Origin of the sequence: Kitasatospora sp. HPM-01-4, from assembly GCF_051374625.1 — a bacterium.
Taxonomy (GTDB): domain Bacteria; phylum Actinomycetota; class Actinomycetes; order Streptomycetales; family Streptomycetaceae; genus Kitasatospora.
This window is the reverse complement of the sequence record NZ_JBPQGP010000005.1, coordinates 1,668,402-1,682,698: the sequence shown is the minus strand read 5'-3', so window position 1 is coordinate 1,682,698 and position 14,297 is coordinate 1,668,402. Positions and strand designations below refer to the sequence as shown.

The following is a 14,297-nucleotide window of genomic DNA, read 5'->3' as shown; positions in this document are numbered from 1 at the left end:
GGGGCATGTCCACTTCCTTCCCTTCCGACAGCCTGCGCCGACCAGCCCAGGACCGCGCCCGTGCCGAGACCGGCACCGGCGCCGCCCCGTGCCGGGGACCGGCTCCGGCGGACGGCGCCGGGCGCGGCTACTGGCCGACGGTGGTCGCGGTCGCCGCCGCCAGTGTGATGCTGCCGTTCTCCGTCACCGGGGCCGCGGTGGCACTGCCGAACATGGCGGCACAGCTCGGCTCCTCGGTCGGCACCGCCCAGTGGATGCTGAACGCCTTCAACATCGCCTTCGCCGCGCTGCCGCTCGCGGCCGGCGGCCTCGCGGACCGGACCGGCCGGCGCCGGGTGCTGCTGTCCGGCATCGCAGTGGTCGGTGTGATGTCCCTGCTGGTCGCGCTGGCGCCCTCGATGGCCGTCGTCGACGCGGCCCGGGCGATCCAGGGGTGCGGGGCCGCGGGCGTCCTGGCGTCGGGGGCGGCGGTGCTGGCCGACTCCACGTCCGGGCGGCGCCGGCAGCTGGCCTTCGGGGTCCTCGGCACCTCTTTCGGTACGGGGCTGGCGATCGGACCGCCGGCCGCCGGCGCGCTGGTCGAAGCGGCCGGCTGGCGGGCGGTGTTCCTCCTGGTCGCGGCCGTTTCGCTGCCCGCATGGCTGTGCGCGACCCGGGCCCCCGAATCCCGCAACCCCGCCCGGCCCTCCCTCGACCTGGCCGGACTCGCCGCCTTCACCGCCGGACTGGCCTGTCTGTCCTTCGCCTTCGTCCAGGCCGCCACCGCCGGCTGGACCGCCCCGGGCACCGTGCTCCTGCTCGCCGCCGCCGTGCTGCTGATCGCGCTGTTCGCCCTGGCGGAGCTCCGCCAAGGCGACCGGGCGATGTTCGACGTCCGTCTCTTCGGCAGGCCGGAGTTCCTCGCCGTGATCTGCCAGCCCTTCACCGTCACCCTCGGCTTCGTCATCCTGCTGGTCTACCTGCCCGGCTATCTCCAGGGTGTCGGCGGCCGCACCACCCTGGCCAGCGGTCTGCTCCTGCTGCCGATGACCGCCCCGGTCCTGCTGCTGCCCCTGGTCGCTGGCCGGCTGGCCGCCCGCACCTCGGTACGGACGGTGCTCACCGGTGCCTCCGCGCTGATCGCGGTCGGCGCCCTGCTGCTGGTGACGCTGCGCAGCGACGGATCATGGCCGGCCCTGGCAGTCCCGCTGCTGCCCTTCGGCGCCGGCGTGGGCCTTGCCTTCGGGGTCATGGACAACGCCGCCGTCGGCACCGTCCCGGTCGAGAACGCCGGGGCGGCTGCGGGCATCTTCAACACCATGCGCATCACCGGTGAGTCCGTCGCCGTCGCCGGGGCGGCCGCCCTGCTCACCACGCTCACCGCCGCGCGGCTGCGTGACGGCGGTCTGTCCGCCGACGCGGCGGCCCGACTCGCCGGGCAGGCGGTCCAGGGCCGGGTGGCCGAAGCACAGCACGCCGCGCTGGCCGCGGGCTTCACCGGCGCCCTCCACACCCTCGGGCTGCTCCTCGCGGCGCTGTCCGCTCTCGGCGCGGTCCTCACCCACCGCGCGCTCGCCCCTCGCTGTGCCCCCGAACACCGCTGAGCGCGAGCAGAGGGCGACGACGGCGAACCGCGCCCGTCCAGCGGGTGCGGACGCCCTTCTCGCCGGGACGCCCGACAGCACGTCCGGCGTACGCGGGCGAGTCCCGGCACCCGGGGGCGGCGAGTGGCGGCGGGAGTACGAGCGGCCCGGGTGCTACGAGTGGCGGCGGTGCTACGAGTGGCCGGGGTGCTACGAGTGGCGGCGGGGCTTGCCGCGCTTGCCGCCCTTGGGAGCACCGCCCTTGGGGGCGCCGGAACCGCGCTGCGGTGCCCTGCCGGTCGCCTTGCCGGCGGACGCCTTACCGGCGGCCGGCTTGCGCGGTGCGCCGCGTCCGTCCTGGCGCTTGGCCTTCGGCTGGGCCTGGGCCTGGGCCTGGGGCTTGGTCTGGGCGAGCCCCCGAGAGCTGTTGACGGTCCGCCCGCGGACGATCCCGATGAACTCCTCCACCAGGTCGGTGGTCTCCGCCTCGGGCCAGGACAGCGCGACCCGCGACTGCGGAACGTCCGTGATCGTCCGGTAGGTGAGGTCCCTGCGGTGGTGCAGGCGGGCGAGCGACTGCGGGACGACGAGCAGTCCCACCCCCGCCGCCACCAGTTCGATGGCGTCCGCCGTCGTGGCGGGCCGCTCGATCGCGGGCCGCCCCGGGGGACGCTCCCAGCCGAGGGTGTCGTCGAGCGGGTGGAACACCACGTCGTCGGCCAGGTCCTCGGTGGTCACCTCGTCGGCCGCCGTCACGACGTGGTCCTTCGGGACCACGACCACCGTCGTCTCGGTGTAGAGCGGGATCGCGCTGAGGTCCGTCCGGTCGATCGGCAGCCGGACCAGACCCGCGTCGGCCTCGCGGCGGCGCAGCATGCCGGGTGCCTCGGCGGCGGACACCGAGACGAGGTCCAGCGGGATGCCGGGCAGTCGCTCGGTCCAGATCCGCACCCACTTGGTGGGGGTCACGCCCGGGACGTATGCGAGCCGGAACGAACGGGGTACTTCCGAGCCTGTCATCCGGCCAGGTTACCGGGCGTGGTCGGAGCCGGTGCACACGATCGATATCCTTGACACCATGACGTCGCACCAGAGCACCCAGACCATGAAGCCCGCGACCGCGGCCAAGAAGCTGGGTGTGTACCTTCAGGCCACCCCCGCCGAGTTCCAGGAGGGTGTCGTCTCGCGCGACGAGCTCAACGCGCTGCAGGCCGACCCGCCCCAGTGGCTGCGGGAGCTGCGCAGCAACGGTCCGCACCCCCGTCCGGTGGTCGCGGCGAAGCTGGGCGTCTCCATCTCGGGTCTCGCGCGCGGCGGGGTCACCGAGGCCCTCACCACCGAGCAGATCGACGCGCTGAAGCGTGACTGCCCCGAGTGGCTGCAGAAGGAGCGCGCCACTCAGGCCGAGGTGCGGAAGGAAGCGGTCCGCATCAAGGAGAAGAAGCAGGAGAAGAGCGCGTAGCGAGGCGCCCGGCCCGGTCCCGAGTGTCCTCGGGTCGGCCAGGTCTCCCGGCTCGTACCGCCGGAATCATCCTCAAGGGCCCGCCGCGCTCGGCCGGCCCGACCAGAACGCCCGGTCACCCCTACGGTGACCGGGCGTTCCCGTCTGCCCGGCCGGTCCGGTCGAGTGGACGCCGGAAGACCCCGTGGCCCCGTGGCGCCCGTCGGCCGAGGCCGTCGGCGCCGTTATATCCCCTCCGTCCGCCGAGGCGGCGCCGCGTCCAGGCGCCCTCGGTGCCCCGTGGCACGCCGTCGGGAGCGGGATCGCCTGGTCACGCGGCAGAACGCCGGCCGGATCACCGGGGTGTCGGTGATCTGCAGGCGATATGTCAGCGGCCGCCGGAATCCTCGGAGGGAGGCGCTCACCGTGAGCGCCCGGCTTCCGATCCTCCACCCGCAGAGGGGCTTCCGCCATGTCGTCCGTGCCTTCGACCCCGCCCTGGGACGTGCACCGGCTGCCACGCGCCGATGACCGCGTCTTCCTGGTCACCGGCGGCAACGCCGGGATCGGCTACTTCATCGCGGAGCAGCTGTCCGCGACCGGGGCCGTCGTCGTGCTCGGCAGCCGGAGTCCGATGAAGGCCGAAGCCGCCCGGGCCGCGATCCGCGAGCGCGTCCCCGGCGCTCGGGTGCGTACCCTGCGGCTGGACCTCGCCGACCTCCCGTCGCTGCGCACCGCGGTGGACGCACTGGGATCAGCACGCCTCGACGCGGTGGTCCACAACGCCGGGGTCGCGCTCGACGATCCGCCGCGCCGGGAGACCCGGGACGGTCACGAGCTCATGTTCGGCACCAACCACCTCGGGCACTTCGCCCTGACCGGGTGGCTGATGCCGCTCCTGTCGGCCGCACCGGCGGCCCGCGTCGTGACCGTGGGCAGCTTCGCGGCGAAGACCGAGCGCTTGGACCTGGGTGATCCGCAGTCCCGGCGGGACTACCGCCCCAAGCGCACCTATGGACGGTCCAAGCTGGCACAGATGCACTTCGCCCTCGAGCTGGACCGCCGTCTGAGCGCCGCCGGTAGTACGGTGGCGAGCGTAGTCGCCCACCCCGGTGGTGCCCTGGACGCCCTCACGCCCTCACGCCCACCTGTGCACGCACGGACCCTCGCCGCCCGGCTGCGCGGGGCTCCCGCCGGCGTCCTCCTCCAGGGCAAACACGCCGGCGCCTGGCCCGCCGTGCGAGCGGTGCTCGACCCGGCCGTGCGCGGCGGCCAGATGTGGGGACCGCGCGTCTTCGGCCTGCGCGGCAGGCCCCGGCCCGAACCGGTGTGGAGTCACCTCGCCGATACCACCACCGCGGCGGAACTGTGGAGCATCAGCTACGACCTGACCGGCATCGACCCCTGCGGCATCCCCGGATAGCACTGGATCCCCGGACAGCACTGGCGGGCGGGCGACCGCATCGGCCCGCATCGGCCTGGGCCGACTTCAACACGCAGGCGGGCCAGCCCCTGACACCCATGGGCGGACTCGGCCGCACGGTCTCATCGGAGCGGGGGTCCACAGCCGGACCTGCCTTGCATGAATGTTCCGCGCTGCGTATATTCATGCCAAGTCGCTGAGGAGGAACGTCATGGCTTTGCGCGTCGCCGTCGCAGGCGCCAGCGGGTACGCGGGTGGTGAGGTGCTGCGCCTCCTGCTCGGGCATCCGGAGGTGGAGATCGGTGCGCTGACCGGCGGGTCGAACGCCGGGGCGCGGTTCGGGGAGCTGCAGCCGCATCTGCTGCCGCTGGCCGACCGGGTGCTGGAGCCGACCACGCCCGAGGTGCTGGCCGGGCACGACGTGGTGTTCCTGGGGCTGCCGCACGGGCAGTCCGCAGCGGTCGCCGAAGCGCTCGGCGAGGACGTGCTGGTGGTGGACTGCGGCGCGGACTTCCGGCTGAAGTCCGCCTCGACCTGGGAGAAGTTCTACGGATCCCAGCACGCGGGCACCTGGCCGTACGGGCTGCCCGAGCTGCCGGGGCACCGGGCCGCGCTCAAGGGCACCAAGCGGATCGCCGTTCCGGGCTGCTACCCGACGGCGGTCTCGCTGGCGATGTTCCCCGCCTACGCCGCCGGGCTGGTGGAGCCGGAGGCGGTGGTCGTGGCGGCCTCGGGCACGTCCGGCGCGGGCAAGGCGGTCAAGCCGCACCTGCTCGGCAGCGAGGTGATGGGCTCGATGAGCCCGTACGGCGTCGGCGGGGTGCACCGGCACACGCCCGAGATGGCGCAGAACCTCAGCCCGGTCGCGGGGGAGCCGGTCACCGTCTCGTTCACGCCGACCCTGGCCCCGATGCCGCGCGGCATCCTGGCCACCTGCTCGGCCAAGGCCAGGCCGGGCACCACGGAGAAGAAGCTGCGCGAGGCGTACGCGGCGGCCTTCGCGGGCGAGCCCTTCGTCCGTCTGCTGCCCGAGGGGCAGTGGCCGCGGACCAGCGCGGTCTACGGCTCCAACGCCGCGCTGATCCAGGTCGCCCTGGACGAGCACGCCGGGCGGGTCATCGCGATCAGCGCGATCGACAACCTGGTGAAGGGCACCGCCGGCGGCGCGGTGCAGAGCATGAACATCGCCCTCGGCCTGCCGGAAGAGCTGGGCCTGCCCGTGAATGGAGTCGCACCGTGACAAGCAGTCCGAAGACCGCAGGCGGCAGTGCGGGGGTGACCGCGGCCAAGGGCTTCCGCGCCGCCGGCGTCACCGCGGGGATCAAGGCGTCCGGCACCCCGGACCTGGCCCTGGTGGTCAACGACGGCCCGCTGCTCGCCGCGGCCGGCGTCTTCACCTCCAACCGGGTCAAGGCGGCCCCCGTCCTCTGGTCCGAGCAGGTCCTCAAGGGTGGCCGGGTCTCCGCCGTCATCCTCAACTCCGGTGGCGCCAACGCCTGTACCGGCCCGCTCGGGTTCCAGGACACCCATGCGACAGCGGAGAAGGTGGCCGAGGAGCTGAAGCTCAACGCCGGTGAGGTCGCGGTCGCCTCGACCGGCCTGATCGGCGTACGGCTGCCGATGGACATCCTGCTGCCCGGTGTCGAGCTCGCCGCCCGGGCGCTCGGCGAGGACGGCGGCGAGGCCGCCGCGATCGCCATCAAGACCACCGACACCGTGCACAAGACGGCCCAGGCGAGCGGGGACGGCTGGACGGTGGGCGGTATGGCCAAGGGCGCGGGCATGCTCGCACCCGGGCTGGCCACCATGCTGGTGGTGCTCACCACCGACGCCGCCGTGGACAGCGAGGGCCTCGACGAGGCGCTGCGCGCCGCGACCCGGACCACCTTCGACCGGGTGGACTCCGACGGCTGCATGTCCACCAACGACACCGTGCTGCTGCTGGCCTCCGGCGCCTCCCGAGTCGCCCCGGACAAGGGCGAGTTCGCCGAGGCGGTCCGCACCGTCTGCGACGACCTGGCCAGGCAGCTGATCGGCGACGCCGAGGGTGCCAGCAAGGACATCCGGATCGACGTGGTGAACGCCGCCACCGAGCAGGAGGCGGTGGACGTCGCCCGGACCATCGCCCGCAACAACCTGCTCAAGTGCGCCATCCACGGCGAGGACCCGAACTGGGGCCGGGTGCTGGCCGCGATCGGCACCACCTCCGCCGCCTTCGAACCCGACCGGCTGGACGTGGCCATCAACGGCGTCTGGGTCTGCCGGAACGGCAGCGTCGGCGAGGACCGCGACCTGGTCGGCATGAAGGACCGCGAGGTGGTCATCACCGCCGACCTGAACGCCGGTCAGGCCGCCGCCACCGTGTGGACCAACGACCTCACCGCCGACTACGTGCACGAGAACAGCGCCTACTCAACCTGAGCCGGGGGACACCACCGTGCAGATCGCACCCAAGGGCGAACAGGCCCGCAACAACACCGCACTGCCCAAGGCGATGACGCTGATCGAGGCGCTGCCCTGGCTGGAGCGCTTCCACGGCAAGACCGTGGTGATCAAGTTCGGCGGCAACGCCATGGTGGACGAGGGGCTCAAGGCGGCCTTCGCCCAGGACGTCGTCTTCCTCCGCTACGCCGGGCTGCACCCGGTCGTGGTGCACGGCGGCGGCCCGCAGATCAGCGCGCAGCTGGAGAAGCTGGGCCTGGAGTCCTCCTTCACCAACGGACTGCGGGTCACCACACCGGAGACCATGGACGTGGTCCGGATGGTGCTGGCGGGCCAGGTGCAGCGCGAGCTGGTCGGCCTGCTGAACGAGCACGGCCCGTTCGCGGTCGGCCTGACCGGCGAGGACGCGCACACCATGACCGCCGTCAAGCGCTACGCGGTGGTCGACGGGGAGCCGGTGGACATCGGCCTGGTCGGCGACATCGTCAACATCGAGGCCGGTGCGGTGAAGGCGCTGATCGCGGACGGCCGGATCCCGGTCATCTCCAGCATCGCGCGCGGCGCCGACGGCCATGTCTACAACATCAACGCCGACACCGCCGCCTCCGCCCTCGCGGCCGCGCTGGGCGCGGAGATGCTGGTGGTCCTCACCGACGTCGAGGGGCTGTACGCCAACTGGCCGGACTCGGACGACGTGATCAGCCAGCTCAGCGCGAGCGAGCTGGAGAAGATGCTTCCCGGCCTGGCCAGCGGCATGCTCCCCAAGATGGAGGGCTGCCTGCGGGCCGTGCGCTCGGGCGTGGGCACCGCGCGCGTCCTGGACGGCCGGGTGCAGCACTCGCTGCTCCTGGAGATCTTCACCGACGAAGGCATCGGCACCATGGTCGTCCCGGACAACGAGGCGGCCGTCCCCGGGGGGCTGGCATGACGGGCAACGCCGAACTCACCGAGCGCTGGCGGCACGCGCTGATGAACAACTACGGCACTCCCAGGATCCCGCTGGTGCGCGGCGCCGGCGCCAGGCTCTGGGACGCCGACGGCAAGGAGTACCTGGACCTGGTCGGCGGGATCGCGGTGAACGCGCTCGGCACCGGCCACCCCGCCGTGGTCGAGGCGGTCACCCGGCAGATCGGGCAGCTCGGCCACATCTCCAACCTGTTCCTGGCCGAGCCGACCGTGCGGCTGGCCGAGCGGCTGCTCGGGCTGTTCGGGCGCGCGGGCCGGGTGTTCTTCTGCAACTCGGGCGCCGAGGCCAACGAGGCCGCCTTCAAGATCAGCCGGCTCACCGGCCGCACCCACCTGGTCTCGGCCCAGGGCGGCTTCCACGGCCGCACCATGGGCGCCCTGGCACTCACGGCCCAGAGCGCCAAGCAGGACCCGTTCCGTCCGCTGCCCGGGGACGTCACCCACGTGCCCTTCGGCGACGTCGAGGCGCTGCGGGCGGCCGTCACCACCGACACCGCCGCCGTCTTCCTGGAGCCGATCCAGGGCGAGAACGGCGCGATCCCGCTGCCGCCCGGCTATCTGAAGGCGGCCCGCGAGATCACCCGGGCCACCGGGACCCTGCTGGTGCTGGACGAGGTGCAGACCGGTGTCGGCCGCACCGGACACTGGTTCGCCCACCAGGCCGAGCCGGGCGTCGACCCGGACATCGTCACCCTCGCCAAGGGCCTCGGCGGCGGACTGCCGCTCGGTGCGACCGTCGCCTTCGGCGCCGCCGCCGAACTGCTCCAGCCGGGCCAGCACGGCACCACCTTCGGTGGGAACCCGGTGGCGGCGGCAGCGGGCCTCGCGGTGCTGGACACCATCGAGGCCGAGGGCCTGCTGGAGCACGTCCAGAAGATCGGCGAGCGGCTGCGCGGCGGTGTCGAGGCGATCGGCGACCCCCTGGTCTCCCATGTCCGGGGCGCCGGGCTGCTGCTGGGCATCGTGCTGACCGAGCCGGTCGCGGCGCAGGTGCAGGCGGCGGCGCAGCAGGCCGGGTTCCTGGTGAACGCCGCGGTGGCCGACGCCGTACGGCTGGTTCCGCCGCTGGTGCTGACCGAGCAGGAGGCGGACGCCTTCCTCGCCGCACTGCCGGGGATCCTGCGCACCGTACGAGGCGCGGCCCCCGACGCGAAGCACGGCGCGTAGTCCGGGAGAATTACCGGTATGACCGTATCCCGACCCGACCAGCCCGCCGCCGGTCCGACGCCGCAGGTCCCGCAGACCCGCACGGCCAGGCACCGGCGGATCGTGGACCTGTTGACCCGTCAGCCCGTCCGCTCGCAGAGCCAGCTGGCCAAACTCCTGGCCGACGACGGACTCGTGGTCACCCAGGCCACCCTCTCCCGGGACCTGGACGAGCTGGGAGCGGTGAAGATCCGCAACCGGGACGGCGCGCTCATCTACGCCGTCCCGGCCGAGGGCGGCGACCGTACGCCGCGCGCGCCGATGGGGGAGTCCGCCAGCGAGGGCCGGATGGCCCGGCTGGCCGGGGAACTGATGGTGTCCGCGACCGCCTCCGGCAACCTGGTGGTGCTGCGCACCCCGCCGGGAGCGGCGCAGTTCCTGGCCTCGGCGATCGACCAGGCGGAGGTGTTCGAGATCATCGGCACCATCGCGGGCGACGACACCGTACTGCTGATCAGCCGCGACCCCTCCGGCGGCCAGGCCCTGGCCGACCACCTGATGCAGCTGGCCCAGTCCAAGGCCTAGACCGGCCGGCAATAGGGCCCGCGATGCCGCGTGCTCTCTTCCCCCTTGCCCGCCGCAGGGCGGGGGCCCCGCTTCTTGACCGCCATCGGGCGAGGGCCCCTTCTTGACCGCCATCGGGCGAGGGCCCCTTTTTGACCGCCATCGGGCGTGGCCCCCTTCGCGGCCCGCGTTCCCTATTGCCGGTCGGTCCCAGCAGCACCCCCGCCCTCCAGAAACCCCGAACCGCCCAGGAGCCCTGCGCCCCTGGGCGGTTCGTGCTTTCGGTCCACCACTCGGACGGACTGCCGGACGGTTTTGATTTCCATACGAGAGCATGCATACTTATACCCATCGCCGTATGGGACACGCATACCGCTGACCCACCCGTTCGCACTGTTGTGAAGGAGAAAGCCGTGACCGAGCGCGTCGTACTCGCCTACTCGGGCGGTCTGGACACGTCCGTCTGCATCGGCTGGATCGCCGAGGAGACGGGCGCGGAGGTCATCGCCGTCGCCGTCGACGTCGGCCAGGGCGGCGAGGACCTGGACGTCATCCGCCAGCGCGCGCTGGACTGCGGCGCGGTCGAGGCCGAGGTCGCGGACGCCCGGGAGGAGTTCGCCGACGAGTACTGCCTGCCCGCGCTGAAGGCCAACGCCCTCTACCAGGGCCAGTACCCGCTGGTCTCCGCGCTCTCCCGGCCGGTGATCGTCAAGCACCTGGTCGCCGCCGCTCAGAAGCACGGCGCCACCACCGTCGCCCACGGCTGCACCGGCAAGGGCAACGACCAGGTCCGCTTCGAGGTCGGCATCAACTCCCTCGCCCCCGGCCTGAAGTGCATCGCCCCGGTGCGCGACTACGCGATGACCCGGGACAAGGCGATCGCCTTCGCCGAGTCCAAGGGGCTGCCGATCGCGACCACCAAGAAGTCCCCGTACTCGATCGACCAGAACGTCTTCGGGCGGGCCGTCGAGACCGGCTTCCTGGAGGACATCTGGAACGCCCCGATCGAGGACGTGTACGAGTACACCGAGAACCCGGCCACCCCGCGCGAGGCCGACGAGGTCGTCATCACCTTCGAGGCCGGCGTCCCGGTCGCCGTCGACGGCCGGAAGGTCAGCGTCCTCCAGGCCATCGAGGAGCTCAACAAGCGGGCCGGCGCCCAGGGCATCGGCCGGCTGGACATGGTCGAGGACCGGCTGGTCGGCATCAAGTCCCGGGAGATCTACGAGGCCCCCGGCGCGATCGCCCTGATCACCGCCCACCAGGCGCTGGAGAACGTCACCGTCGAGCGTGAACTCGCCCGCTACAAGCGGCAGGTGGAGCAGCGCTGGGCCGAACTCGTCTACGACGGCCTGTGGTTCTCCCCGCTGAAGCGCGCCCTGGACGGCTTCGTCAACGAGGCCAACCAGCACGTGTCCGGCGAGATCCGGATGGTGCTGCACGGCGGCCGCGCGGTGGTCAACGGCCGGAAGTCCGACCAGTCGCTGTACGACTTCAACCTCGCCACCTACGACACCGGCGACACCTTCGACCAGTCGATGTCCAAGGGCTTCATCGAGATCTTCGGGATGTCCTCGAAGATCGCCGCCCGCCGCGACCTGGCCTGATCCTCCCCTCCCACCGGTCCCGGCTGCACCCCCACGCAGCCGGGGCCGCCACTACCCCGCAGAAGGAGCCCTCCGCGATGTCGTCCGACCAGCATGCAGATGTCCGTCTCTGGGGCGCGCGCTTCGCTGACGGCCCCTCCGAGGCGCTGGCCAGGCTCTCCGCCTCCGTCCACTTCGACTGGCGGCTCGCGCCGTACGACATCGCGGGCTCCAAGGCGCACGCCCGGGTGCTGCACAAGGCCGGCCTGCTGAGCGAGGACGAGCTGACCGCCATGCTGGCGGGGCTCGACCGGCTGCTCGCCGACGTCACCTCCGGCGCGTTCACCGGCACGGTCGCCGACGAGGACGTGCACACCGCCCTGGAGCGCGGCCTGCTGGAGCGGCTCGGCCCGGACCTCGGCGGCAAGCTGCGGGCGGGCCGCTCGCGCAACGACCAGATCGCCACCCTGTTCCGGATGTACCTGCGGGACCACGCGAAGATCATCGGCGAGCTGATCCTGGACCTCCAGTACGCCCTGGTCGGACTCGCCGAGGCGCACCCCGACACCGCGATGCCGGGCCGTACCCACCTCCAGCACGCCCAGCCGGTCCTCTTCGCCCACCACGTCCTCGCGCACGCGCAGGCCCTCGCCCGGGACGCCGAGCGGCTGCGCCAGTGGGACGCCCGCACCGCCGTCTCCCCGTACGGCTCCGGTGCGCTCGCCGGCTCCTCGCTCGGGCTCGACCCGCAGGCGGTCGCCGCCGACCTCGGCTTCGAGGGCGGTTCGGTGGCCAACTCGATCGACGGGACCGCCTCGCGCGACTTCGTCGCCGAGTTCGCCTTCATCACCGCCATGATCGGGGTCAACCTCTCCCGGATCGCCGAGGAGGTGATCATCTGGAACACCAGGGAGTTCGGCTTCATCACCCTGCACGACGCCTTCTCCACCGGTTCCTCGATCATGCCGCAGAAGAAGAACCCGGACATCGCCGAGCTGGCCCGGGGCAAGTCCGGCCGCCTGATCGGCAACCTGACCGGGCTGATGGCCACGCTGAAGGCGCTGCCGCTGGCCTACAACCGGGACCTGCAGGAGGACAAGGAGCCGGTCTTCGACTCCTGCGACACCCTTGAGGTCCTGCTGCCGGCCTTCACCGGCATGATGGCCACCCTCACCGTGCACACCGAACGCCTGGAGGAGCTGGCCCCGGCCGGGTTCTCGCTGGCCACCGACATCGCCGAGTGGCTGGTCAGGCAGGGCGTGCCGTTCAGGGTCGCGCACGAGGTGGCCGGGGCCTGCGTCCGGGTCTGCGAATCCCAGGGCATCGAGCTCGCCGACCTGACGGACGAGCAGTTCGCCGGGATCTCCCCACACCTCACCCCCGAGGTCCGCTCGGTCCTCACCGTCCACGGCGCTATCGCCTCCCGCAACGCGCGCGGCGGTACCTCCCCCTCCGCCGTGGCCACCCAGCTCGCCGACCTCAGGACCGACCTCGCCGCCCAGCACGCCTGGCTCAAGGGCTGACCCCGGGACACAGGGGACTGCGCGAGCCGGAGGGCCCCCGCCCGCACCCGGCCTCGGGGACCGGCCCGCACCCCGCCCCTCCCGCAGGGGCGGTGTGCGCCGCTCGTCGCAGGAATCGTGCGAGGCGGAGGCCTCCCGGCTCGCGCAGCTCCCTGTGCCCCTAATGGGGATTCCCAGGCGGCCGAGTGTTTACGGTCATCCGATACTGGGCCCATGGGCGCCAGAGCCGCCGCAGCACTCCGCAGAGGGTTCCGAGGCCAGCTGATCACCCCGGGCGACCCGGAGTACGACGCGGCCCGAGCCGTGTGGAACGGCGCGATCGACCGCCGCCCGGCCCTGATCGCCCGCTGCACCGGCACCCCGGACGTCCTGCTGGCCGTCGAGGTGGCCCGCGAGTACGGACTGCCGCCCACCGTCCGGGGCGGCGGCCACAGCGTCGCCGGGCTCGCGGTGTGCGACGGCGGCCTGCTGATCGACCTCTCGCAGATGCGCAGCGTCCAGGTGGATCCCGCCCGCCGGATCGCCCACGCGCGTCCGGGCGCCACCTGGGCCGAGTTCGACCGGGAAACCCAGCGCCACGCCCTGGCGACCCCGGGCGGGCTGGTGTCCACCACCGGGATCGCCGGCACCACGCTCGGCGGAGGCTTCGGCTGGCTCAGCCGCGCGTACGGACTGACCTGCGACAACCTGCTGGAGGCCGAGCTGGTGACGGCCGACGGACGGGTGGTCACGGCGAGCGCGGCCCAGCACCCGGAACTGTTCCGCGGCATCCGGGGCGGCGGCGGCAACTTCGGCGTCGTCACCTCCCTCTCCTACCGACTGCACCCGGTCGGCCCGCAGGTGCTCTGCGGCGAGCTGTACTTCGCGGCCGACCAGGCCCCGCAGGTGATCCGCGCCGTCCGCGGCCATCTGCGCGGCGCCCCCGACCAGCTGTTCGCCGTCTGCCTCCTCGGCACCGCCCCCGACGAACCGAACCTGCCCGCCGAGCTGCCCGGCACCCGGGTCGTCCGGGTCGGGCTGTGCCACGTCGGACGGCCCGAACGCGCGCGGGGCGCGATGGCACCGCTGCGCGCCCTGCCCGGGGTACTAGCCGACACGGTCCAGCTGCGCCCCTACACCGTGTGGCAGCGGACGCTCGACGCCGGCCGCGGCCCGGGCGCCCGCAACTACTGGAAGGCCGAGTACCTGTCCACCCTGGACGACCGGGCCACGGCCACCCTCGCCGAGCACTTCGCGAGGATCACCTCACCGCTCTCGGAGATCCAGCTCGCCTTCCTCGGCGGCGCCATCGCCCGGGTCGGTCCCGACGACACCGCCTACACCCACCGCTCCGCCCCCTACCTGCTCAGCGTCAACTCCCGCTGGGAGCATCCCGAGGAGGACACCGGGCACACCGCCTGGACCAGAGGGCTGTGGAGCGCCATGCGGGCCTTCTCGTCCGGCGGCGCCTACGTCAACTTCCTCGGCCAGGAGGGCCCCGGACGGGTCCTGGAGGCGTACGGGCCGGTGAAGTACCGGCAGCTCACCGCACTCAAGGACGTCTGGGACCCGGGCAACCTGTTCCGCGTCAACCAGAACATCCCGCCCAGCTCCTGACCGGGTGACCGGCCGTCACCAGCCGGGCCGGCCGGCGGTCATACGGAG

12 protein-coding genes are annotated in these 14,297 nt (G+C 72.8%); 11 read left to right on the top strand and 1 reads right to left on the bottom strand.

From position 1 onward, the window contains the following. Positions 1-5: 5 nt before the first annotated feature. Positions 6-1,583, top strand: a complete 1,578-nt coding sequence (locus ACSMTC_RS07230; protein WP_436558805.1) for an MFS transporter — start codon at positions 6-8, stop codon at positions 1,581-1,583. 189 nt (positions 1,584-1,772) lie between these two features. On the opposite strand, the gene ACSMTC_RS07225 is transcribed toward ACSMTC_RS07230, so the two are convergent. Next, the gene (locus ACSMTC_RS07225) at positions 1,773-2,582 is read right to left on the bottom strand and encodes a LysR substrate-binding domain-containing protein (RefSeq protein WP_436558804.1); all 810 of its coding nucleotides are present in this window, start codon (positions 2,580-2,582) and stop codon (positions 1,773-1,775) included. Between the two features lie 58 nt (positions 2,583-2,640). On the opposite strand from ACSMTC_RS07225, the gene ACSMTC_RS07220 reads away from it, so the two are divergent. The 10 genes from ACSMTC_RS07220 (at position 2,641) to ACSMTC_RS07175 (ending at position 14,249) form a co-directional block, all read left to right on the top strand. Further along, positions 2,641-3,024 (top strand): DUF5997 family protein, encoded by a 384-nt coding sequence (locus ACSMTC_RS07220; RefSeq protein ID WP_436558803.1) that lies wholly within the window; start codon positions 2,641-2,643, stop codon positions 3,022-3,024. 451 nt (positions 3,025-3,475) lie between these two features. Then, positions 3,476-4,426, top strand: coding sequence for an SDR family NAD(P)-dependent oxidoreductase (locus ACSMTC_RS07215; RefSeq protein WP_436558802.1), 951 nt, complete (start codon positions 3,476-3,478; stop codon positions 4,424-4,426). A gap of 211 nt (positions 4,427-4,637) precedes the next feature. After that, complete coding sequence (gene argC, locus ACSMTC_RS07210) at positions 4,638-5,666, top strand: N-acetyl-gamma-glutamyl-phosphate reductase (RefSeq protein WP_436558801.1); 1,029 nt, start codon at positions 4,638-4,640, stop codon at positions 5,664-5,666. A 35-nt stretch (positions 5,667-5,701) separates the two neighbouring features. Beyond that, positions 5,702-6,847: a bifunctional glutamate N-acetyltransferase/amino-acid acetyltransferase ArgJ gene (gene argJ, locus ACSMTC_RS07205; protein ID WP_436564612.1), complete on the top strand. Its 1,146-nt coding sequence runs from the start codon at positions 5,702-5,704 to the stop codon at positions 6,845-6,847. Positions 6,848-6,920: 73 nt separating this feature from the next. Next, positions 6,921-7,796, top strand: a complete 876-nt coding sequence (gene argB / locus ACSMTC_RS07200; protein ID WP_436564611.1) for an acetylglutamate kinase — start codon at positions 6,921-6,923, stop codon at positions 7,794-7,796. Further along, positions 7,793-9,001, top strand: coding sequence for an acetylornithine transaminase (locus ACSMTC_RS07195; protein ID WP_436558800.1), 1,209 nt, complete (start codon positions 7,793-7,795; stop codon positions 8,999-9,001). The genes argB and ACSMTC_RS07195 overlap by 4 nt, the downstream gene beginning before the upstream one ends. Before the next feature lie 18 nt (positions 9,002-9,019). Continuing rightward, positions 9,020-9,565: an arginine repressor gene (locus tag ACSMTC_RS07190; protein ID WP_436558799.1), complete on the top strand. Its 546-nt coding sequence runs from the start codon at positions 9,020-9,022 to the stop codon at positions 9,563-9,565. Positions 9,566-9,957: 392 nt separating this feature from the next. Beyond that, positions 9,958-11,151, top strand: coding sequence for an argininosuccinate synthase (locus tag ACSMTC_RS07185; RefSeq protein ID WP_436558798.1), 1,194 nt, complete (start codon positions 9,958-9,960; stop codon positions 11,149-11,151). Positions 11,152-11,228: 77 nt separating this feature from the next. Continuing rightward, positions 11,229-12,653, top strand: coding sequence for an argininosuccinate lyase (argH, locus tag ACSMTC_RS07180; protein WP_436558797.1), 1,425 nt, complete (start codon positions 11,229-11,231; stop codon positions 12,651-12,653). Between the two features lie 213 nt (positions 12,654-12,866). Next, the gene (locus tag ACSMTC_RS07175) at positions 12,867-14,249 is read left to right on the top strand and encodes an FAD-binding oxidoreductase (protein WP_436558796.1); all 1,383 of its coding nucleotides are present in this window, start codon (positions 12,867-12,869) and stop codon (positions 14,247-14,249) included. Positions 14,250-14,297 lie beyond the last annotated feature (48 nt).